At 59.6% G+C, this 20,334-nt stretch carries 25 protein-coding genes; 15 read left to right on the forward strand and 10 right to left on the reverse strand.

From position 1 onward, the window contains the following. Positions 1–23 precede the first annotated feature (23 nt). From SULPSESMR1_RS16985 to SULPSESMR1_RS17005, 5 genes are all read left to right on the forward strand, one after another. Positions 24–482 (forward strand): RidA family protein, encoded by a 459-nt coding sequence (locus SULPSESMR1_RS16985; RefSeq protein WP_089421941.1) that lies wholly within the window; start codon positions 24–26, stop codon positions 480–482. Between the two features lie 2 nt (positions 483–484). Next, the gene (locus tag SULPSESMR1_RS16990) at positions 485–1,246 is read left to right on the forward strand and encodes a glycerophosphodiester phosphodiesterase family protein (RefSeq protein WP_089421942.1); all 762 of its coding nucleotides are present in this window, start codon (positions 485–487) and stop codon (positions 1,244–1,246) included. 76 nt (positions 1,247–1,322) lie between these two features. Further along, on the forward strand, positions 1,323–2,510 hold the full coding sequence (locus tag SULPSESMR1_RS16995; RefSeq protein WP_089421943.1) for a GNAT family N-acetyltransferase: 1,188 nt from the start codon (positions 1,323–1,325) through the stop codon (positions 2,508–2,510). Then, positions 2,507–2,803, forward strand: coding sequence for a 4a-hydroxytetrahydrobiopterin dehydratase (locus tag SULPSESMR1_RS17000; RefSeq protein WP_089421944.1), 297 nt, complete (start codon positions 2,507–2,509; stop codon positions 2,801–2,803). Before SULPSESMR1_RS16995 ends, SULPSESMR1_RS17000 begins: the two co-directional genes overlap by 4 nt. 3 nt (positions 2,804–2,806) lie before the next feature. After that, complete coding sequence (locus tag SULPSESMR1_RS17005) at positions 2,807–3,658, forward strand: mechanosensitive ion channel family protein (RefSeq protein WP_089421945.1); 852 nt, start codon at positions 2,807–2,809, stop codon at positions 3,656–3,658. 79 nt (positions 3,659–3,737) lie between these two features. Here the strand turns inward: SULPSESMR1_RS17005 and SULPSESMR1_RS17010 are convergent, their stop codons facing one another. Further along, the gene (locus SULPSESMR1_RS17010; protein WP_089421946.1) at positions 3,738–4,226 is read right to left on the reverse strand and encodes a peroxiredoxin; all 489 of its coding nucleotides are present in this window, start codon (positions 4,224–4,226) and stop codon (positions 3,738–3,740) included. Positions 4,227–4,329: 103 nt separating this feature from the next. On the opposite strand from SULPSESMR1_RS17010, the gene SULPSESMR1_RS17015 reads away from it, so the two are divergent. The 3 genes from SULPSESMR1_RS17015 to SULPSESMR1_RS17025 all read left to right on the forward strand — a co-directional run bounded on the left by SULPSESMR1_RS17015 (position 4,330) and on the right by SULPSESMR1_RS17025 (position 7,012). After that, positions 4,330–5,532, forward strand: a complete 1,203-nt coding sequence (locus tag SULPSESMR1_RS17015; protein ID WP_089421947.1) for an NAD(P)/FAD-dependent oxidoreductase — start codon at positions 4,330–4,332, stop codon at positions 5,530–5,532. Next, entirely contained in the window at positions 5,529–6,080 is a 552-nt protein-coding gene (rsmD, locus tag SULPSESMR1_RS17020) for a 16S rRNA (guanine(966)-N(2))-methyltransferase RsmD (protein ID WP_089421948.1), read from the forward strand. The genes SULPSESMR1_RS17015 and rsmD overlap by 4 nt, the downstream gene beginning before the upstream one ends. A gap of 134 nt (positions 6,081–6,214) precedes the next feature. Continuing rightward, the gene (locus SULPSESMR1_RS17025; protein WP_089421949.1) at positions 6,215–7,012 is read left to right on the forward strand and encodes a substrate-binding domain-containing protein; all 798 of its coding nucleotides are present in this window, start codon (positions 6,215–6,217) and stop codon (positions 7,010–7,012) included. A gap of 4 nt (positions 7,013–7,016) precedes the next feature. Here the strand turns inward: SULPSESMR1_RS17025 and map are convergent, their stop codons facing one another. Next, positions 7,017–7,826 carry a type I methionyl aminopeptidase gene (gene map / locus SULPSESMR1_RS17030; protein WP_089421950.1) on the reverse strand — a complete coding sequence of 270 codons (810 nt, stop codon included), beginning with the start codon at positions 7,824–7,826 and terminating at the stop codon, positions 7,017–7,019. A 69-nt stretch (positions 7,827–7,895) separates the two neighbouring features. Then, positions 7,896–8,600: a DNA/RNA nuclease SfsA gene (gene sfsA / locus SULPSESMR1_RS17035; RefSeq protein WP_089421951.1), complete on the reverse strand. Its 705-nt coding sequence runs from the start codon at positions 8,598–8,600 to the stop codon at positions 7,896–7,898. A gap of 49 nt (positions 8,601–8,649) precedes the next feature. Here sfsA and SULPSESMR1_RS17040 point away from each other — a divergent pair, with 49 nt between their 5' ends. From SULPSESMR1_RS17040 to SULPSESMR1_RS17055, 4 genes are read left to right on the forward strand one after another with little or no spacing between them, the layout of a single operon-like run. Next, entirely contained in the window at positions 8,650–9,372 is a 723-nt protein-coding gene (locus tag SULPSESMR1_RS17040) for a competence/damage-inducible protein A (RefSeq protein ID WP_089422385.1), read from the forward strand. Beyond that, the gene (locus SULPSESMR1_RS17045) at positions 9,369–10,091 is read left to right on the forward strand and encodes a GNAT family N-acetyltransferase (RefSeq protein WP_089421952.1); all 723 of its coding nucleotides are present in this window, start codon (positions 9,369–9,371) and stop codon (positions 10,089–10,091) included. The genes SULPSESMR1_RS17040 and SULPSESMR1_RS17045 overlap by 4 nt, the downstream gene beginning before the upstream one ends. Further along, the gene (locus SULPSESMR1_RS17050; RefSeq protein ID WP_089421953.1) at positions 10,088–10,660 is read left to right on the forward strand and encodes a peroxidase-related enzyme; all 573 of its coding nucleotides are present in this window, start codon (positions 10,088–10,090) and stop codon (positions 10,658–10,660) included. The genes SULPSESMR1_RS17045 and SULPSESMR1_RS17050 overlap by 4 nt, the downstream gene beginning before the upstream one ends. Further along, entirely contained in the window at positions 10,657–11,619 is a 963-nt protein-coding gene (locus tag SULPSESMR1_RS17055; RefSeq protein ID WP_240311413.1) for an OmpA family protein, read from the forward strand. The genes SULPSESMR1_RS17050 and SULPSESMR1_RS17055 overlap by 4 nt, the downstream gene beginning before the upstream one ends. 49 nt (positions 11,620–11,668) lie before the next feature. Here SULPSESMR1_RS17055 and SULPSESMR1_RS17060 read toward each other — a convergent pair whose 3' ends face one another. The 3 genes from SULPSESMR1_RS17060 to SULPSESMR1_RS17070 form a co-directional block, all read right to left on the reverse strand. Continuing rightward, on the reverse strand, positions 11,669–12,574 hold the full coding sequence (locus tag SULPSESMR1_RS17060) for a LysR family transcriptional regulator (protein ID WP_089421954.1): 906 nt from the start codon (positions 12,572–12,574) through the stop codon (positions 11,669–11,671). 342 nt (positions 12,575–12,916) lie between these two features. Further along, positions 12,917–13,855, reverse strand: coding sequence for a zinc transporter ZntB (locus SULPSESMR1_RS17065; protein WP_089421955.1), 939 nt, complete (start codon positions 13,853–13,855; stop codon positions 12,917–12,919). Positions 13,856–13,859: 4 nt separating this feature from the next. Continuing rightward, positions 13,860–14,546 (reverse strand): ArsR/SmtB family transcription factor, encoded by a 687-nt coding sequence (locus tag SULPSESMR1_RS17070; protein WP_089421956.1) that lies wholly within the window; start codon positions 14,544–14,546, stop codon positions 13,860–13,862. 70 nt (positions 14,547–14,616) lie between these two features. Here SULPSESMR1_RS17070 and SULPSESMR1_RS17075 point away from each other — a divergent pair, with 70 nt between their 5' ends. Both SULPSESMR1_RS17075 and SULPSESMR1_RS17080 read left to right on the forward strand, forming a co-directional pair. Continuing rightward, the gene (locus SULPSESMR1_RS17075; RefSeq protein ID WP_089421957.1) at positions 14,617–14,922 is read left to right on the forward strand and encodes an NIPSNAP family protein; all 306 of its coding nucleotides are present in this window, start codon (positions 14,617–14,619) and stop codon (positions 14,920–14,922) included. After that, complete coding sequence (locus SULPSESMR1_RS17080) at positions 14,919–15,281, forward strand: antibiotic biosynthesis monooxygenase family protein (RefSeq protein WP_089421958.1); 363 nt, start codon at positions 14,919–14,921, stop codon at positions 15,279–15,281. The genes SULPSESMR1_RS17075 and SULPSESMR1_RS17080 overlap by 4 nt, the downstream gene beginning before the upstream one ends. Before the next feature lie 92 nt (positions 15,282–15,373). On the opposite strand, the gene SULPSESMR1_RS17085 is transcribed toward SULPSESMR1_RS17080, so the two are convergent. Continuing rightward, a complete protein-coding gene (locus tag SULPSESMR1_RS17085; RefSeq protein WP_089421959.1) occupies positions 15,374–17,404 on the reverse strand; it encodes an NADPH-dependent 2,4-dienoyl-CoA reductase in 2,031 nt (676 codons plus the stop codon). 111 nt (positions 17,405–17,515) lie between these two features. Between SULPSESMR1_RS17085 and SULPSESMR1_RS17090 the strand changes: the two genes are divergently transcribed. Further along, entirely contained in the window at positions 17,516–17,998 is a 483-nt protein-coding gene (locus SULPSESMR1_RS17090; protein WP_089421960.1) for an RNA pyrophosphohydrolase, read from the forward strand. A gap of 3 nt (positions 17,999–18,001) precedes the next feature. Here SULPSESMR1_RS17090 and SULPSESMR1_RS17095 read toward each other — a convergent pair whose 3' ends face one another. From SULPSESMR1_RS17095 to nth, 3 genes are read right to left on the reverse strand one after another with little or no spacing between them, the layout of a single operon-like run. After that, positions 18,002–18,598, reverse strand: coding sequence for a GNAT family N-acetyltransferase (locus SULPSESMR1_RS17095; protein ID WP_089421961.1), 597 nt, complete (start codon positions 18,596–18,598; stop codon positions 18,002–18,004). Then, on the reverse strand, positions 18,598–19,587 hold the full coding sequence (locus SULPSESMR1_RS17100) for an adenosine kinase (protein WP_089421962.1): 990 nt from the start codon (positions 19,585–19,587) through the stop codon (positions 18,598–18,600). Before SULPSESMR1_RS17100 ends, SULPSESMR1_RS17095 begins: the two co-directional genes overlap by 1 nt. Next, positions 19,584–20,228: an endonuclease III gene (gene nth, locus SULPSESMR1_RS17105; protein ID WP_089421963.1), complete on the reverse strand. Its 645-nt coding sequence runs from the start codon at positions 20,226–20,228 to the stop codon at positions 19,584–19,586. The genes SULPSESMR1_RS17100 and nth overlap by 4 nt, the downstream gene beginning before the upstream one ends. Positions 20,229–20,334: the final 106 nt, after the last annotated feature.

Below are 20,334 nucleotides of genomic sequence, written 5' to 3' on the forward strand. Positions count from 1 at the left end.
GACATTCAGCATTGGAGAACGCGATGAGCTTTGCAAAGAAACTGGCCGAAATGGGTGTGGAATTGCCGAATGCGCCCGCACCTGCGGCGAATTATGTGCCGTTCGTTCAGATCGGCGATTTGGTTTATGTGTCGGGTCAGATTTCCAATGGCCCTGACGGCTTTATCACCGGCAAGCTGGGTGCGGATATGGATGTTGCTGCGGGGGCTGCTGCGGCGCGGACCTGTGCGATCAGCCTGTTGGCGCAAGTCAAAGCGGCCTGTGATGGCAACATCGACCGTCTGGTGCGGGTGGTCAAACTGACCGCTTTCGTAAACTCGACCGTGGACTTTACCGAGCAGCCCAAAGTGGTGAACGGCGCGTCCGACTTTTTGGTTGAAGCGTTGGGCGAGGCTGGACGGCACTCGCGCTCTGCAGTGTCGGCGGCTTCATTGCCATTGGGCGTTGCGGTCGAGATCGAAGGCATTTTCCAGATCAAATGACCATGACACTGCCGCAAGGATTTCTGGATGTGCCGCTGGCGCATCGGGCTTTGCACGATGTGGCCGATGGTCGACCCGAGAACAGCCGCGCGGCAATCCGCGCGGCGATCGCGCATGGCTATGGCATCGAGATTGATTTGCAACTGAGCGCTGATGGCCGCGCGATGGTGTTTCACGATTATGCGCTGGACCGTTTGGCCGAGGGCAGCGGGGCATTGCGTCAGTACGATGCCGCAACGCTGTGCCGGACGGTGCTGCGCGGTTCGACCGAGGGCATTCCCGATCTGACCGAAGTGCTGGAGATTGTCGCAGGCCGCGTGCCGCTGCTGGTCGAGTTCAAGGATCAGGACGGGGCTATGGGCCCGAATGTGGGCCATCTGGAGGATGCGGCGGCCGAGGTGTTGGGCGATTACAATGGGCCGCTGGCGGTGATGTCGTTCAACCCGCATTCCGTGGCGCGGCTGGCCGAGGTGTTGCCCAAGGTGCCGCGCGGGCTGGTCACCAGCGCCTATACCGCCGAGGATTGGCCGCTGAGCGCGCAGGTACGGGACCGTTTGCGCGAGATTCCGGATTATGACCGTGTCGGGGCCTGTTTCATCAGTCATGAGGCGCAAGACCTGGACCGGCCTCGCGTTGCCGCGCTGAAGGCAGCAGGGGCAGACGTGCTTTGCTGGACCATTCGCACACCCGAGGCCGAGGCAGAAGCACGCCGTGTCGCGCAGAATGTGACCTTTGAGCAATATCTGCCGCCCTTGAAAGGTTGATCCCGAACGGCGGAGCCACACATAGAAACGCGGGCAACAGCACCACCAAGGCCGGTACGATAAGAGGCAGGCGGACATGAGCGGGCAAGAGGTAGAGATCAAGATTGTGCCAGCATTGGCACAAATCGATTCTGTGGCGTGGGACACCTGTGCCTGCCCCGAGGCCGCAGGCGGCGCGCCGCCCAACGATCCGTTCACGACTTACCGTTTTTTGCGCGCACTGGAAGACAGCCGCTCGGTTGGCGTCGGTACTGGATGGCATCCGCAATATCTTGTAGCGTCGATGGAAGGTCAGGTCATTGGCTGTGCGCCGATGTACGTCAAATCGCACAGTCAGGGCGAGTATATCTTTGACCACAACTGGGCCCACGCCTACGAGCGGGCGGGCGGGCGCTATTACCCGAAACTTCAGATCGCGGTGCCCCACACGCCTGCCACGGGGCGGCGGTTTCTGGTGCATCCCGATTTTGCCGAGGCAGGCTTTGCCGCATTGGTGCAAGGGGCGGTGCAACTTGCCGAGAACAACGGCATCTCGACCCTGCACGCCACCTTTTGTACCGAAGCCGAGGCGGAGTTGGGCGTCCAGATGGGCCTGATGCGCCGGACCACGCAGCAGTTTCACTGGCACAATGACAACTATGCCGACTTCGACGGTTTTCTGGCCAGCCTGTCCAGCCGCAAACGCAAGAACATCCGCAAGGAACGCGCGCAGGCACAGGCCTTTGGTGGCGAGATCGAGGTGCTGACGGGTGAAGCGATCCAGCCGCACCATTGGGATGCATTCTGGGAGTTTTATCAGGACACTGGTGCACGCAAATGGGGTACGCCCTATCTGACGCGGGATTTTTTCAATCAGGCGCAGGCGCACCTGCGTGATGACATCTATCTGGTTCTGGCATGGCGCGACGGGGCATATGTGGCCGGTGCGATGAATTTCGTCGGCGCTCATGCGCTTTATGGCCGTTATTGGGGCTGTTCAGAGCATCACCCCTGCTTGCATTTCGAATTGTGTTACTATCAGGCCATCGACATCGCCATTGCCCAAGGACTGGACACGGTCGAAGCAGGCGCGCAGGGCGAACACAAACTGGCGCGGGGCTATTTGCCGACGCCAACCCATTCGCTGCATTGGGTTGGCGATCCGGGTTTCTCTGACGCGATCGCGTCCTATCTTAAGGCTGAAGGCGAGGCCGTAGCCGAGGAAATAGAGGTGCTGACGGATTATGGCCCGTTCAAGAAAGTTCAAATCGAGGAACAGGAATGACTGAAAGATTAAGCAACGAGACACGCAAGACATTGCTTGCACCATTGAAAGAAACCGGCTGGGATATGGTCGACGACCGCGATGCCATTCGCAAGACATTCAAGTTCGGCGATTTCGCAGATGCCTTTGGCTGGATGACACGCGCTGCGTTCTGGGCCGAAAAGTGGAATCACCATCCCGAATGGGATAACACCTACAACACCGTCAATGTCGTCCTGACGACACATGATGTCGACGGTCTGAGCACGCTGGACGTAAAGCTGGCGCGTAAAATGGACAGCCTTGCGGGATAAGATATGTTTCAAGATTTAATGAATATCGAGCTTTTTGCTGGCAATACTGTTGCCGATTTTCTGACACTGAACATGCTGGCATCGATGGCCGGTTCGGTCGTTGGGGCCGTTCTGATCGTTGTCATGGGCTGGATCATCGCCGCGTGGCTGGGCAGCCGTGTGCGCAGGATTGGCACCTCGCATCCGCAGTTGGACGACACGTTGTTCAATTTTCTCGGCTCGATCGTGCAGTATATCGTCATCGGTTTTACGATACTGATCGTGCTGAACACCTTTGGCATCCAGACCACGTCAATTGTGGCGGCTGTCGGTGCGGCGGGTCTGGCAATTGGTCTGGCTTTGCAGGGCACGCTGTCGAACGTGGCGGCGGGTGTTATGCTGATCATGTTCCGCCCTCTCAAAATCGGTGATTTTGTCGATGTGGCGGGGCAGATGGGCACCGTCAAAGATGTCACGCTGAATTTTACTGAACTGGCCAGCCTGTCGAACACCCAAGTCATCATTCCCAACAAGGAAGTCTGGGGCAACGTGATCGAAAACTATTCGGTCTATCCCACGCGGCGCGCCGAGTGGTATTTCGGCGTGGGCTATGGTGCCAATCTGAAAGATGCCGAGGACACGATCCGCGAGACCATCATGGCCGATCCGCGCGCGCATGCGCAGCCGGAGCCGTTTATTCAGGTTAGCAATTTGGGCGACAGCTCGGTTGATTTCCGCGTGCGCGTTTGGTGCGACGCGTCAGACTACTTTGCGTTCACCAACGATATGACCCGCAAGGTCAAGGAAGCGTTGGATGCCAAGGGCGTGGATATTCCGTTCCCCACGCGCACCATCTATCAGGCCGCAGCAGAGTAATCCCTGCAGGCACGTCATGAAAAAGGCCCTCGGAATCGGGGGCCTTTTGCGTTTCCGTTATCTCTGGCCAAGGCCGGAGTTACATGCTGTCCAGCAGACCTTCGCCGCCGGATACATCGCAAACTCCGGGGTTTTCTTCGGCTTGGAACAGGGTCACCTTGCCGTCGTCCACAAGCATCGCGTAACGCTTGGAGCGGGCCATCAACCCTGCGGGCGGGGCGTCAAAATTCATACCGATGGCTGTGGTAAACTCGCTGCCTGCATCCGACAACATGGTGATGCCTGCGGCTGTTGCGCCAGTGGCTTCGCCCCATGCCTTCATCACAAAAGGGTCGTTGACCGACACGCAAATGATCTCGTCCACACCTTTGGCGTTGAACTGGTCCTTGGTGCGGATAAACGACGGAACGTGGGCCGAATGGCATGTGGGGGTAAACGCGCCCGGGACAGCAAAAATCACGACTTTGCGGCCTTTGGTTTTGTCGGACAGGCTAACGGGTGCGGGGCCTTCGGCGCCCATTTGCACCAGTGTTGCGTCGGGCAGAGTATCACCTTGAGAGAGTGCCATCATCGGTTCCTTTCGGGAATTGTGTTACCGTCGTTGTCCGATATAGGGTCCGGCAGGGATTTGGGCCATTAAATTCGGCCAAAAGGTCAGGGAAGGGACGCGAATGCACGTTATTGTTATCGGGGCCGGTCAAGCGGGGTCATCTTGCGTGGCCAAGCTGCGCAATGCAGGGTTTGACGGACAGGTGACTTTGATCGGGGCCGAGAGCGTGCCCCCCTATCAGCGCCCGCCACTGTCCAAAGGGTATCTGCTGGGTGACATGACGCTGGAGCGGATGTTTTTACGCCCCGAGAGCTTCTATACCGAGAACAACATTGATCTGCGAATGGGCACCAAGGTTGAGGCGATCGACCCCGCCGCGCAGACAGTGACTGTGCCGGGTGAAGTGCTGCATTATGATGAACTGGTTCTGACCACGGGGTCAGACCCCCGCCGCCTGCCTGCGGCGATTGGTGGTGCGTTGGACGGTGTGTACACGGTGCGCGACCTGATGGACGTGGACAGCATGTCACCGCGTTTTGCCAAGGGGGCGCGGGTGCTGATTGTCGGAGGCGGCTACATCGGGCTCGAAGCGGCGGCGGTTGCATCAAAACTGGGGTTGCAAGTGACCCTTGTCGAAATGGCAGACCGCATCCTGCAACGGGTGGCATCCCCCCAGACCAGTGATTTTTTCCGCGCCCTGCACGCGGGCCACGGTGTTGATATCCGCGAGGGTGTCGGGCTGGACCGGCTGCTGGGTCAGGATTCGGTTAGCGGTGCACGCCTGACCGATGGCACCGAGCTGGAGGTTGATTTCGTGATTGTGGGTGTTGGCATCGCGCCTGCATCGGCCTTGGCCGAAGCTGCGGGGCTGGTGATGGACAACGGTATCATGGTCGATGCGCATGGCCGCACTTCTGATCCGCATATATGGGCAGCAGGCGATTGCGCATCCTTTCCCTATCGCGGTGCGCGTATCCGGCTGGAAAGTGTGCCGAACGCCATTGATCAGGCAGAAGTGGTGGCCGAAAATATCATGGGTGCCGAGAAGGAATATGCGGCCAAGCCGTGGTTCTGGTCGGACCAATATGACGTGAAATTGCAGATCGCGGGACTGAACGTGGGCTATGACCGCGTGGTGACCCGTAACAACGGTGCTGCGGTGTCGTTCTGGTACTACCTTGGCGACCAGTTGCTGGCGGTGGACGCCGCCAATGACCCGCGCGCTTATATGATCGGTAAACGGCTGATCGAGGCAGGCAAGACTGCCGATCCCGCGATTGTGGCCGACCCCGAGGCCGACCTGAAGCCGCTGTTGCAAGCGTGAGGATCATCGCGGGCACATGGCGCGGTACGGGGCTTGCCCATCTGGGCAAGGGCGACGCGGGCGCACAATTGCGGCCCACGTCCGACCGCGTGCGCGAAAGCCTGTTTTCGATGCTGACCAGTCGCGGCGTGATCCAAGGTGCGCGGGTGCTGGACCTGTTTGCAGGCACCGGCGCACTTGCGCTTGAGGCGCTCTCACGCGGGGCGGTGCAGGCGGTGCTGGTTGAGAACGGGCGCGTGGGTCAAAATCTGATTGCCGAGAACATCAAGAAACTGCGCGCCGGGGACACGGCCACGTTGATGCGCAACGATGCGACACGGCTGGGTGTGTGGATCGCAGCGCCGTTTGATCTGGTGTTTCTCGATCCGCCCTACGGCAAGGGTATGGGCGACAGTGCGCTGCGATCAGCCGTGGCTGGCGGATGGATCGCCAAAGGCGCCTGCGTGGTCTGGGAAGAGAACGCGCCGATGTCTCCGCCGGAAGGATTCATTCAGGTGGACGGACGCCGTTTTGGCGACACCCATGTGACACTGCTGGAAAAGGGCTAGAACGCTCGGACTTGCGCTGCGAACTGAATTAATGCTGCATAGGGATACCAACCAATAAGGACTAGCTCTTGCAGGTGTTAACCAAGGGGGTTAGCCCCCACCTTTCAGTATCTTCTTCTAAGGAACGTTGCCGCATGATCCGAATACTCGCCGCGATGGCGCTGGCGCTGGCGGCGGGTGCTGCGCAAGCCGAGACTCTGAAGCTGGCAGTGACCACGTCGTTTGCCGCCTCTGGCCTGTCCGACGTGCTGCTGCCCGCGCTTCAAAAAGATACCGGCATCGAAGTACAACTGCTGGTCGGCGACACCGCGAACACGCTGGCGCTGGGCGAGACAGGGCAGGTGGATGCGATCCTTCTTCACAGCCGCAGAGAAGAAGAGGCCTTTGTCCAAGAAGGATTTGGTACACATTGCCGCAAGATTATGTACGATGAATTTGTCTTGGTCGGGCCCGTGGACGATCACGCAGGCATTGCGCAATCTGTGTCCGTGACCGAAGCCTTGCAACGCATTGCCAAAAGCGAACGCCATTTTGTCAGCCTTGGCGATGACAGTGCCTTGCATAAAAAGGAACAGTCGCTTTGGGCCGATGCGGGTCTGTTGCCGCAACAGTTTCCCAACTGGTATACAGTCGCAGAAGCAGGCATCGAGGGCAGTCTGAGCATCGCCACAGGCTTGAACGGGTATATCCTGACGGACCAGCTTGGGTGGCTGCGGGCGGGCGACAAGGCAGGGCTGGCGCCGCTGTTTTCCGGTGATCCGGTTCTGTTTAGCCAATACAATTTTATTGCGGTGAACCCTGAACGGAACCCTCATGTGGCCCGCGATGTGGCCGCCACAGTTGAGGATTGGCTGACCAGTCCCCGCGCGGCCGAACTGATCAACAGCTATACCGTCAACGGCGAGACTTTGTTTACTTTCAACGCCGAATGACGCTCTAGTAAGTCGGGTGGAATGTTCCGGCCTCGGAAAGGGTAAAGATTTCAAACCCTGTTTCGGTCACGCCAACCGAATGTTCGAACTGCGCTGACAGGGATTTGTCGCGGGTCACGGCGGTCCAGTCGTCGGCCAGTGTTTTGGTTTCGGCGCGGCCAAGGTTTACCATCGGCTCGATGGTAAAGAACATGCCCGGCTCAAGCCGCGCACCTGTGCCCGGACGACCATAGTGCAGCACATTCGGCGGCGCGTGAAATACACGGCCCAGCCCGTGACCGCAGAAATCGCGGACCACTGACATGCGGTGCGCTTCAACAAAGCTTTGAATGGCGTGGCCGATGTCACCAAAGGTATTGCCCGGCTTTACCGCTTCGATACCGCGCATCAGGGCGTCGTGGGTCACTGTGATCAGACGCTCGGCCTTGCGGGGCAGTTTGCCCGCAACAAACATGCGACTGGTGTCACCGAACCAGCCGTCAACGATGACGGTGACATCGATGTTCAGAATGTCGCCGTCTTTCAGCTTTTTGTCACCGGGGATGCCGTGGCACACCACATGGTTCACGCTGATGCAACTGGCGTGCTCATAGCCCTTATAGCCGATGGTCGCTGATTTCGCGCCCGCATCCTCGACCATCTTGGTGATGATCCGATCGATCTCGGCCGTGGTCTGTCCGGGGAAAACGTGCTCGGACATGGCGTCAAGAATACGCGACGCCAATGCGCCCGCAGCATACATGCCAGCGGAATCGGACGGATCGTAAATGCGTATGCCATCCTTTGTCAGACGGCCCCGGTTTTCTTGTTTCAACAGAGGTCTCCGTTGGTCCTTGATGTTTGGTCAACTATAATGCAGGTGCAGCAAAAACACCAGAGTTGCTTACATATCGACAGCCAGCGGCTGCCCGATGGTTATGGCCTGTGGAGTAATATGGGTGCCGATGCACAGTGTTTCCACCCCGGTCCGTACCGCCATGCTATACGCACCCGCATAGGCCGGGTCGATGTCATGCGCTAACGTAAATCGGGTGCAGTCCGTGCGCTGCACCAAATACAGCATCACGGCACGGTGGCCGTCCTCCACCATACGGGTCAGTTCGGCCAGATGCTTAGCCCCGCGGGCGGTTACGCTGTCGGGAAATTCGGCCAGTCCGGGTTGGCGGTTCAGGGTCACCGACTTCACCTCGACATAGGCATCGGGCAGGCCCGCCTCGCTCAGCAGGAAATCAATGCGGCTGTTCGTGCCGTATTTCACTTCCGCGCGCACGGTTCCATAGGCGGCCAGCGGCCCGATTTGCCGTGCCGCGAGGGCAGAGCGCAAGGCGCGGTTGGGCACCGATGTGTCGACACCGGTGAAATGGCCGTTTTCGTGGTCAACCAGTCGCCAGCCGTAGTTCAGCTTTTTCTTGGGGTCGTCATTCGGCTCTAGCCATATCTTCATGCCCGGCTCTGCCAGTCCCATCATTGATCCGGGATTGGCGCAATGGGCGGTCACTTCGGTTCCGTCTTCCAGTGTGCAGTCGGCGAGAAAGCGTTTATATCGCCGGATCAGCCGGGCAGGGACAAGTTGGGTTTGAAAGCGCATGTGGGTGGGCCTATACCTTGGGCAACAGACGCTTAAGGGAACCGGCCAGATGACACAACCAACCGCAGCCATGCTGGTGATCGGCGACGAAATCCTGTCGGGGCGCACGCGCGACAGCAATATGTACCATTTAGCCGGACAGCTGGCCGAACGCGGCATCGACCTGCGCGAAGTGCGTGTGGTCAGCGACGATGCAGAGGCGATCACGCAGGCGGTCAAGGCGCTGTCAGAAGCCTATGGCCATGTCTTCACCAGCGGCGGCATCGGCCCGACCCATGACGACATTACCGCCGACTGCATTGCCGCCGCGTTCAACGTGCACATTGACGTGCGCGACGACGCGCGGGCATTGTTGCAGGCGCACTACGATCGGCAGGGATCTGAGTTCAACGACGCGCGCAAGCGGATGGCGCGTATCCCGGACGGCGCGACGCTGATCGAAAACCCTGTGTCGGTCGCACCCGGTTTCACGATGGAAAACGTGCATGTCATGGCGGGAGTGCCAGCGGTGTTTCAGGCGATGGTGGCCAGTGTTTTGCCGACCCTGACAGGCGGTGCGCCGCTGATCAGCCGCACGCAGCGTATTGATCGGGGCGAGGGCGACATTGCGGGCCCCTTGAGCGATCTGGCGCGGGCTTATCCGGCGCTGTCGATCGGGTCGTACCCGTTTCAGAAGGACGGGCGGTATGGTGCAAACATCGTGCTGCGTGGCACCGATGCGGCCCTGCTGGACGAGGCTTTGGCGAAACTTGAAGCGGCGTTTCCGGCATGACGACCGTGCAGCACCTTTATGAGGTATGCGACGCCACATGGCCGCCTGCACGGTTTGTCACGCAAGGTCCGTGGACCCTGCGCGAGGGGCAAGGTGGCGGCAAACGTGTATCGGCGGCATCGGCCACGGGGCCTGTGACCGATGCCGACATTGATGCGGCCATTGCAGGACTGGCAGCGATGGACCAGAAGCCGCTGTTTCAGATCCGCGAAGGCGATGACGCGCTGGATGAAATGCTGGCGGCACGCGGCTTTATGGTCATTGATCCCGTTGTGCTTTATGCCACACCGGTCGAGACCCTGACCGACATCCCTATCCCCAAGGTCACAGCTTTTGCCATTTGGGAACCGCTGGCGATTATGGAAGAAATCTGGGCCAAGGGCGGGATCGGCCCCGCCCGTCTGGCCGTGATGGCGCGGGCCAAGTTGAAAACCGCGATCCTGTCACGTTGGAACGAGAAACCGGGCGGCGTCGCCTTTGCCGCCATTCACGATGGCGTTTGCATGGTTCACGCGGTCGAAGTTTTACCGCACCAACGCCGTCAGGGCGTGGCCGACTGGATGATGCGCAAGGCGGCGTTATGGGCGCAGGAAAACGGCGCGCACAGTCTTTCGGTTCTCTGTGTGGCCACGAACACAGCCGCGAACGCGCTTTATCGAAAAAGCGGATTTACCGAAATCGGGCGCTATCATTATAGACATCTGGAGGAAAAACCATGAGCGACAAGAAACAACCCACAGCGCTGAACCTGCCGATGGTCGACCCGCTGCCGGAGGCGACGCAGAAGTACTTTGATGTCTGTCAGGACAAGCTGGGGATGATCCCGAATGTGCTTCAGGCCTATGCCTTTGATATCGACAAGCTGAACAGCTTTACCGCGCTTTACAACGATCTGATGCTGGGCGATTCCGGTCTGACCAAGCTGGAGCGCGAGATGATCGCCGTTGTCGTCAGTTCGGTGAACAAATGCTATTATTGCCTGACCGCGCACGGTGCTGCCGTGCGACAGCTTTCGGGTGATCCAATGCTGGGCGAACAGATGGTGATGAACTGGCGGGCCGCTGATCTGGAACCGCGCGTGGCCGCCATGCTGGAATTTTCCGAAAACCTGACAGTCGCCAGCGCCAAAACCACCGAAGCCGACCGTCAGACCCTGCGCGATCACGGGTTTTCCGACCGCGACATCTGGGACATCGCATCGGTTGCGGCGTTTTTCAACATGACCAACCGCGTGGCCAGTGCCACAGATATGCGTCCCAACGACGCCTATCACAGCCAATTTCGGTGAAAGCACGGCTCGCGATCATAGCTTTGTCCGGTTGGGCCACGGCAGCGCCAGTTCAGGCGCTGCAACTTGCCTTGCCCTCGAATGCCCGCGAAACGGTCGAGCGCAACAGTACGCTTGACCGCTATCTCGCACCTATAGCACCGTTTCAATACGGCGCAGGGGTTCCGACACTGGACATTGAGGGCGAAGTGCGCCGTCAGGCATGGCGCATAGCCTCGCCCGGGTTGACGACGCTTCAGGTTCTGATCCCGTTGCGTAAGCAGTTGAAAGCGGCGGGGTTTGACATTGTTCTGGACTGCGACCAGTCCAGCTGTGGCGGCTTTGATTTCCGTTTTAACGTCGAGGTGCTGCCCGCCCCGAACATGCGCGTCAACATGCGCGCATATCGTTTTGTCACGGCGGTGAACGGCCCCTTGGATGATCCGGAAAGCGTAATGACTCTGATGGTGTCCACCACCGCAACGGCAGCTTACGTCCAGATCATTGCAGCAGGGGCGCTGGACCCCGAAGAAGATGCAGTGGCTACAGGTGCCGAAACACCGCCACCGCAGGCAGGTCCGGTGGTGGTGCCCGAAACGGCAGATGGCTTCGACCAACAACTGGGGGCTGCGGGGCATATCGTGCTGGACGGACTGGATTTCGATACGGGCACGTCTGCCTTGGGTGCGGGGCCGTTCGAGTCGTTGCAGCGGCTGGCGGGTTTTCTGTTGGCGCAGCCGGATGTGACCATCGCCGTGGTTGGCCATACGGACAGTGTCGGCAGTCAGGATGTGAACATTTCCTTGTCACGCGAGCGCGCCAGAGCGGTGCGGCAACGCCTAATAGATGCGTACAACGTCAACCCCGAACAGTTGCAAGCCGAGGGTATGGGCTATCTTGCACCGCGCGCGTCGAACCTCAGCGCTGAGGGGCGCGAACTGAACCGCCGCGTTGAGGCTGTGCTGCTGTCAAAACGCTAAAAGCCCCGCACGCGGGCGGGGCTTTGTTCAAGGTAAGGCGTCGGCCAGCTTACCAGTCCGACGGTCCCTTGTCGGCAAACTCGTGCACCAGAAAGTCAATGAACGCGCGCACTTTGGGCTGGGTAAACCGGCCTGGCGGATAAACGGCATAGATGCCTTGGCTGTCCATCGGCAGATCGGGCATGGCGTCTTCGACCAGACCTTTTTCCATCGCATCCGAATAGAGGAACGATGGCAAATAGGCGATTCCAAGCCCCGAGATGGCCGCGTTCAACAACGATTGCCCGTCGTTGACCGACAACCAGCCCGCGGTGCGCACCTGACGTTTTTCGCCTGACGGGGCGGTCAGTTTCCACACATTGCCAGATGACTGGTTGGAATAATGCAGCAGCTTGTGATTGTTCAGATCGTCGATTTTCTCGGGCTTGCCGTATTTTTCGAAATAGGCAGGCGATGCGATCATGCGTTTGGTGGTTTCCGTCAGCTTGCGGGCGCGCAATGTACTGTCTTCAAGTTCACCAATGCGCACGGCCATGTCGAACCCTTCCGAGATCAGTTCGACATAACGGTTGTTCAGCACCATGTTCACGGTGATGTCGGGGAAATCTTCCAGAAACGATGACAGCGCCGGTGACAGGTGGTTGACGCCAAAGTCGGTCGCAACGCTGATCCGCAACAGACCGGAGGGCGCCGATTGCATCGAGGTGACCAAAGCGTCGGCCTCGCCTGCGTCGTTCAGAACACGGCGCGCACGGTCGTAGTAGGCCAGACCGATCTCGGTTGGGGACACGCGCCGCGTCGTGCGGTTCAGCAGCCGTGCGCCAAGGCGCGCTTCCAGCGAGGAGACGTGCTTTGAGACAGCTGATTTGGAGATGCCCATCTTCTTGGCCGCATCAGTGAATCCGCCCTGATCCACGACCGTGGCAAAAGCTTCCATTTCTGTTAGGCGGTCCATGCCGTCCCCTTTTCTCGGTATTCGTTTCTAAGGGGTGTATCGCCCCCAATCAGGGCAAGATCGGGGCAAGGGTGGGATAATCTTGGGGTAATTGGGGCTTCGTTGCAGGCACGGAAACGCGAGAACGCAGTGTTTCCCAATGGGTGAAATCCTGTAGAAATATGAAATATAATGGAAATATTGGATGCCAATGCGCGATCCAAACCGTTTCTTTCCCTAAAGTGCGGCCTTGGTCCTAATTTGTATTGTTGAAAAAAGCGCACAGAGCGCGGGGCAATGTTGCCTAAAATTTAACATATCATGGGCAGGCTTGGCTTGGATACGGGCAGAACAGTGCCTGCGTCAGATCCACTTGAACCAGCGCATGACCACAAACGTCATCAAAGTGATGCCCAGCATCGACAGGCAGAGAATCGCAAAGGCGGCGGGGCTGTCCACGCCGGGCATACCGCCCACATTGACACCGAACAGACCAGTGATGAACCCCAGCGGCAGAAATGTCGCCGCGACAATGCTTAGAATATAGCTGTTGCGGTTCTGCGCTGCGGCAGCTTGTGCCGCGTGGTGGTCGTTGATTGCAGTCAGACGACCCTGAAGCGAATCCAGTTCTTCGACAGTCAGCATAGCAAGGTTGGCCAGCTCGCGGCGGTGCAGGGCGTTGTTGCCCAAAGGTGTGTCGGTGGCCGCAAGTGCCATCAGCGCATCGCGCTGCGGCCCAAGATACCGGCGCAAGCGGATCGCGGTACGGCGCAGGCTGGCAAGGTTTTCGGGCAGCGGCGCGTCGTCATCGTCGTGAATGGCGTCTTCCAGATCGTCCACTTGGTCGGCCAGTTCAAACACAGTGCTTTGGATTCGCTCGGTCAGGCGACTGGCCAGCGTTTCAACAAAGGCGGCACTGCTGTCAGGGGCGGCACCGGCTTCGATTTCTTGACGCAGGTCTTCTATGGCGAACACGCGGCGCATCCGGACGGTGACCACGGTCTGATCGGTCACCCACATGCGCACGGCCACCATCTGGTCGGCGGGGCCGTCAGCGTTCAGATTGACGCCGCGCAGGTTCAACATCAGCCCGCCGTCATGCACATCACAACGCGGCCGCGTTTCGGTTTGCAGCAAAGCACCGGCAGGAATGGGATGAAGGTGGGCATTGACCCACTTCGGCAGTTCGGCGTCCTTGAGATCGAAGTGGAACCAGCGATAGCCGTTTTTACCTGTGGGTGACGTGCCGGTGGTGGGCGTCGCGGTCCCGTCGGGCAGGATGTCATAGGTATAAAGCGGCATAAGCTTAGTCCAGTATCGGAAAAGTGGCATCAAAGGCGGCGCGGCCCTTGGATGAAAATCGGATGATGCGGGTATCTGGAACGCGCGCAACCCAGCCCAATGTCTCGAAATGACTTAGTAAAGCGCGGCCCAGTTTACCCGCCAAATGCGAGCGCCGCGCGCTCCAGTCCAGGCATTCACGGCACATAGGCGCGCGGGAATGCGCAAGTGTGTCGAGCGGAAGGCCAAGGCTTTGCATCAGTTCTGCACCTTTGGCGGTCAGATCCAACCCCTGTGCGCCGTGGGCGATCTGGCCCTTGGATGCAAGCGCGCGGAACATCTGCACGCCGGTGTCGCCTGCAAGGTGGTTATAGCAGACGCGCGCGGTGCGCAGTTCGATGTCTTTCGGCCCCTGACGGGTGCGCAAATGGCCGTGATTGGCGGCCAGCCCCATCATTGCCTCGATGGTGTGGGCCACCTCTTCGGTGGCCAGCGCGAAATAGCGGTGTCGCCCCTGTTTGCGGCGCAGCAGCAGACCGCCCTGTTCCAGCTTGGCCAGATGCGAAGATGCGGTTGCAGCGGTCACGCCCGCTTCTGCGGCCAGTTCCGATGCCGTCAGCGCACGGCCCGACATCAGCGCCGTCAGGATATTGGCGCGGGCGGGGTCGCCCATCAACATGGCGATCTGTGTAAAATCGGGGCCTTCTTTCATACTTTGATGTTAATCGAAGCATTCCCGTCCGGCAATCGCGTATCACCACACAGCAACAAGGAGACTGACTATGCTGACCTGTGTGATCCGTTACCAGATCGACCCGACCCAACCGGACGCCTTTGCGCAATATGCGCGCAACTGGGGGCAGGTGATCCCGCGCTGCGGGGCTGACCTGGTGGGATATTTCGCCCCGCACGAGGGGTCATCGACGCTGGCCTATGGCATCTATCATGTGAAATCACTGGCGGAGTACGAAGCCTATCGGGCACGGTTGGCGGCGGACCCGCTGGGGCGGGAAAACTATGCCTTTGCGCAATCGCGGAAATTTCTGCTGCGCGAAGACAGAACTTGGCTGAGAAAGGTATCGGGATGATTGCAGTTATATTCGAAGTGGAACCGGCGGAAGGCAAACGCGACGCCTATCTGGACATCGCAGCGGCCATGCGCCCGCTGGTAAACGAGGTCGAAGGATTTCTGGGTGTCGAACGGTTCGAAAGCCTGACAACACCGGGTAAGCTGCTGTCGCTGTCGTTCTTCGAGGATGAGGCGGCGGTGGAGCGGTGGCGTACTCTGACGGCACATCGCGGGGCGCAGGCCAAGGGGCGGGGCGGTGTATTTGCCGATTATCGTTTGCGCGTGGCCCATGTGATCCGCGATTACGGGATGTTCGACCGCGCCGATGCACCCGACGACAGCCGTGTTGTACATGACGGAACCAAACGGAGCGCCTGACGGCGCACGCGATGTTTTGCGCCTTGCGGCGCGACAAGGGGGCTTTCGGCCCCCTCACACTCCCCCGAGGCTATTTCGGGCCAAAAGAACGATTACAGGGTTGCGGCGAGCCGTGTGCCCTGATTGATGGCCCGTTTGGCGTCGAGTTCGGCAGCCACGTCAGCGCCACCAATGACATGGCATTTGGTGCCTTGTTGATCCAGCGCGTCGGCAAGGCTGCGATCGGGGATTTGCCCTGCACAGAGCACGATGGTCTCGGCGGCGACAGTCTGCGGGTTTTCGCGGGCTTCGCCGAAAGAGATGTGAAGCCCGTCATGGTCGATGCGTTCATAGTTTACACCGCCGACAAAGGTGACGTCTTTCATTTTGAGGGCAGCGCGGTGAATCCAGCCGGTGGTTTTGCCCAGACGTTTGCCATGCTTTTCCGCCTTGCGTTGCAGCAAGGTGATGGCACGGGCGGGATGGCCGGGTTGTGGCCCCTGCGGGTCAATGCCGCCGCGGTATTCGGCAGGATCGGCAACGCCCCATTCGCGCATCCATTCGGGCAGGTGTTCGGTGGTGCTGTGACCGTCTTCTTCCGACAGGAATTCGGAGACGTCAAAGCCGATACCCCCCGCGCCGATGACCGCGACGGATTTTCCGACGGGCTTTTTGTGGCGCAGCACATCGATATAGTCCATCACGTTGGGGCCGTCCTGACCTTGGATTTCCGGATCACGCGGCAGCACACCGGTGGCAATGATAACCTCGTCATAGCCTTTCAGCATCTCGGGGGTGGCTGTGGTGCCAAGCTGTGTGGCTATGCCCAGCGTGTCGACCATTGTGCGATACCAGTCGACCAGCCCATGGAATTCTTCCTTGCCAGGGATTTGTTTGGCCATGTTCAGCTGGCCGCCAACCTCGTCTGCCTTGTCGAACAGCGTGACGGTGTGGCCGCGCTGTGCGGCGGTGATGGCAGTGGACAGGCCAGCCGGACCTGCTCCGACGACGGCGATGGATTTGGGGCTGTCGGTCGGTTCGATCGGCAGTTCGGTTTCATAGCAGGCCTGCGGGTTTACCAGACACGTGCTGATCTTGCCTCCGAATGTATGGTCGAGGCAGGCCTGATTGCAGGCAATGCAGGGCGCGATCTGGGCGGCTTTGCCCGCTGCGGCCTTGGATACGAAATGCGGATCGGCCAGCATCGGGCGGGCCATCGACACCATGTCGGCGCAGCCGGTGGACAGCAGTTCTTCGGCGACATCGGGCGTGTTGATGCGGTTCGAGGTGATGATGGGAATGTTCACCTGTCCCATCAGTTTCTTGGTGACCCATGCGAACGCGGCGCGGGGCACCGAGGTGGCGATGGTGGGAATGCGCGCCTCGTGCCAGCCGATGCCGGTGTTGATGATGGTGGCGCCTGCCTTTTCGATCTCCTTGGCCAGTTGCACGACCTCGTCAAAGGTCGAGCCATCGGGCACCAGATCGATCATCGACAGCCGGTAGATGATGATGAAATCGTCGCCCACCGCCGCACGGGTGCGGCGGACCACGTCTATCGGCAGGCGCATCCGGTTCTCGTAAGAGCCGCCCCAGCGGTCGGTGCGCTTGTTGGTGTGGGTGACAAGGAACTGGTTCAGGAAATACCCTTCCGAGCCCATGATCTCGACGCCGTCATAGCCAGCCTCGCGGGCCCGCGCCGCTGTGGCCACGATGTCGCTGATCTGTTTTTCGATCCCGTCTTCGTCCAGCTCGTTCGGCGCAAAGGGCGAGATGGGCGATTTGACCGGGCTAGGCGCCACGCAATGCGGGCTAAAGGCATAGCGGCCCGCGTGCAGGATCTGCATCGCGATCTTGCCGCCTGCTTCGTGCACCCGATCGGTCACGACGCTGTGGTTCTTGATGTCCTCATCCGTCGCCAACATCGCCGCGCCGGGGGCAACCGCGCCTTCCATGTTGGGGCCGATGCCACCCGTCACCATCAGGCCCACATCACCGCGCGCGCGTTCGGCGTAAAACTCTGCCACACGGTTCCAGTCCTTGGTTTCCTCAAGGCCGGTGTGCATGGAGCCCATGAGCACGCGGTTTTTCAAAGTGGTAAAGCCAAGATCGAGCGGGGCGAGCATGTGGCGGTAAGCTGTCATGGAATCCTCCGGCGGTGTGATTTCGCGCTATTTCGCCCCAGTTGGGCGGGAATGTCATGTGCAACGCGGCGTAAGGCAATATATCACAGGCCTGAGCGACAGGAGAACGAGATGACACCAGAAGAGATTGACGCACTGCCATACCGGCGTAACGTGGGCGTGATGCTGGTCAACGCCGATGGCCATGTGTGGGTCGGGCAACGCCATGACCGGTTCAAGGAATTCTGGCAGATGCCCCAAGGTGGTGTGGACGAGGGCGAGGATGCGCGCGCCGCGGCTCTGCGCGAGCTGGAAGAGGAAACCGGTGTGCCGTCTTCGATGGTCGAGGTAATTGCCGAGACTGGCACATGGTTGCCCTACAATCTGCCGCATGACGTGGTGCCCAATATATGGGGCGGCAAGTATCGCGGGCAGGAACAAAAGTGGTTCCTGCTGCGGTTCAAGGGTGTGGATGCGGATGTGAACATCCAGACCGAAAAGCCGGAGTTTGTGGCGTGGAAATGGATCGACCCCGATGCGGTGGTCGCGGGGATCGTGCCCTTCAAACGCGATGTTTATGCCGCCGTTCTGGCCGAGTTCAAACCCTATTTGTGAGGCTTAGGGCACCAGCAGCGGCACATGCGGGGCAAGGTTGTTGTCAAAGCCCTTGGCCACGCGCGGATCATCGTCAATCTCGATCTGTTGACGGATCGGTGTAAAACCTGCACGGCGGTAGAACCCCAGCGCTTGCGGGCTGTCCAGCGTGCAGGTGTGCACATGAAAACGGGTGATATCGCGCGCCCATGCCTGATCAATCGCTGTGTCCATCAAAAAACGCCCCGCACCTGACCCGATCAGGTCGGCGGTGACGCCGAAAAACGCCAGTTCGCATTCGCCTGATGTGCGAAAGTCCAGCTCCAGCAAGGCGGCGTCGCTGTCACCCTTGGACAGGGTCCAGATCGCCACATCGTCGCTGTGAATGATCGCGGCCAGTGCCTTATCCGACAGGCCACGGCGCGAGAACCAAAGCCAGTCTTCGCCCACGGCCTGAAAGATGCGGCGATACCAGTCCAGCGGCGGTTTTTCGACGCGGCGCAGCGTCCAGCTCTCGGGTACTGGTCGCCCCGAGATGTCGGCGGGGGCGCGCATTTCCAGATGGGTAACAACCGTGGCGATCTTCCCCAAGGGTACGTCGTGCAGTCCGTCCGCCAGCATCAGACCAGACCCTCCTTGCGGAACACCTCCATCATGTCCTTTTCGGGACGGGGGCCGACATGGCTGATGACTTCGGCAGCGCAGGCGTTGCCCATACGCCCGCAGGTGGCCAGATCGCGGCCCGTGGCAAGGCCATAGAGGAAGCCGGCGGCGAACTGATCGCCTGCCCCTGTTGCATCGACTGGCACCACCTTGGTCACGGGCACCTCCACGCGTTCGCCGTTGCGGATCAGGGTCACGCCGTCGCCGGAACGGGTGCAGACCACGGTTGCGCACATGGCGGCGGTTTTGGTCAATGCGGCCTCGAGGTCGTCTGTCTGGAACAGGGATCTGATCTCGGCCTCGTTTCCGATGACATAGTCCAGCTCTTGGCCAATCATGCGCAGGAAATCGGCGCGGTGGCGGTCAACACAAAAGGGGTCGGAAATGGCGATCCCAGACATGCCGCCTGCTGCACGGGTCAGGCGCGATGCTTGTTGAAACGCCTCTTTGCCGTGGTCCTTGTCGAACAGGTAACCTTCGAGGAACATGATCTTGGCGGCAGAGGCCACAGCGTCGGGTACATCGGCGGGGCCCAGATCGGTCGAGATGCCCAGATAGGTGTTCATCGACCGTTCGCCATCTGGCGAGACAAAGATCATCGACCGCGACGTGGGCAGATTGCCGCCCGCCACGGGGGCGTTAACGAAATCAGTGCCCACATCTGTCATCACATCGGCATAGAACCGGCCCAATGTGTCATCGTTCACACGGCCGATAAAAGCAGTGTTCAGCCCCAGCGCGCCAACGCCTGCAATAGTGTTGGCGACCGATCCACCGGGGGTTTGAAGGCGATCTTTCATCGCGCCGTACAGCACCTCGGCCCGTTCGCGTTCAATCAACTGCATGATGCCTTTTTCGATGCCCATATTGCCCAGAAACTGGTCGTCGGCATGAGAAATAACATCGACAACGGCATTGCCGATGCCAACAAGTTCGTATTGGATCATTGGGTTTTGTCCTCGAATTGGCAGAGATCGCGGATGATGCATGTGGGGCACTGCGGCTTGCGCGCCTTGCAGTGATAGCGACCGTGCAGGATCATCCAGTGGTGGGCGTGTTGCTGGAATTCAGCGGGAATGTTGTCTTCGATGGCGCGCTCGACCGCATCCACGGTCTTGCCGGGGGCGATGCCGGAGCGGTTGCCAAGACGGAAGATGTGGGTATCAACTGCTTGCGCGGGATAATTCCACCACATATTTAGCACGACATTGGCGGTTTTGCGGCCCACACCGGGCAGCGATTGCAGCGCGGCGCGCGATGACGGAACTTCGCCACCGTACTCGTCCACTAAAATCTGGCTGAGCTTCATCACGTTCTTGGCCTTTTGGCGGAACAGTCCGATGGATTTGATGTGCTCTGTCAGCCCCTCAAGGCCCAGATCCAGCATTTGTTGCGGGGTGTCCACGGCTGCGAACAGCGATTTGGTGGCTTTGTTCACGCCCGCATCGGTGGCCTGCGCGCTTAATGCGACAGCGACCACCAGCGTATAGGCGTTGGAGTGATGCAATTCGCCCTCGGGTTCGGGCTCTGCATCGCGGAAGCGGTCAAAGATCTGATAGATCGTGTGATAATCAAGCTGCTTTACCATCGCTCTCCTATGCGGGTTTTGGCGCTTGCGGGCAAGCGGGCAACCACTAAATCGCTACAATCCAATGCACCGCGTGCTTTGCGGGTCAGCCCCTTTTAAGTTTTGG

The sequence above is a fragment of the Pseudosulfitobacter pseudonitzschiae genome (assembly GCF_002222635.1).
Classification (GTDB): domain Bacteria; phylum Pseudomonadota; class Alphaproteobacteria; order Rhodobacterales; family Rhodobacteraceae; genus Pseudosulfitobacter; species Pseudosulfitobacter pseudonitzschiae_A.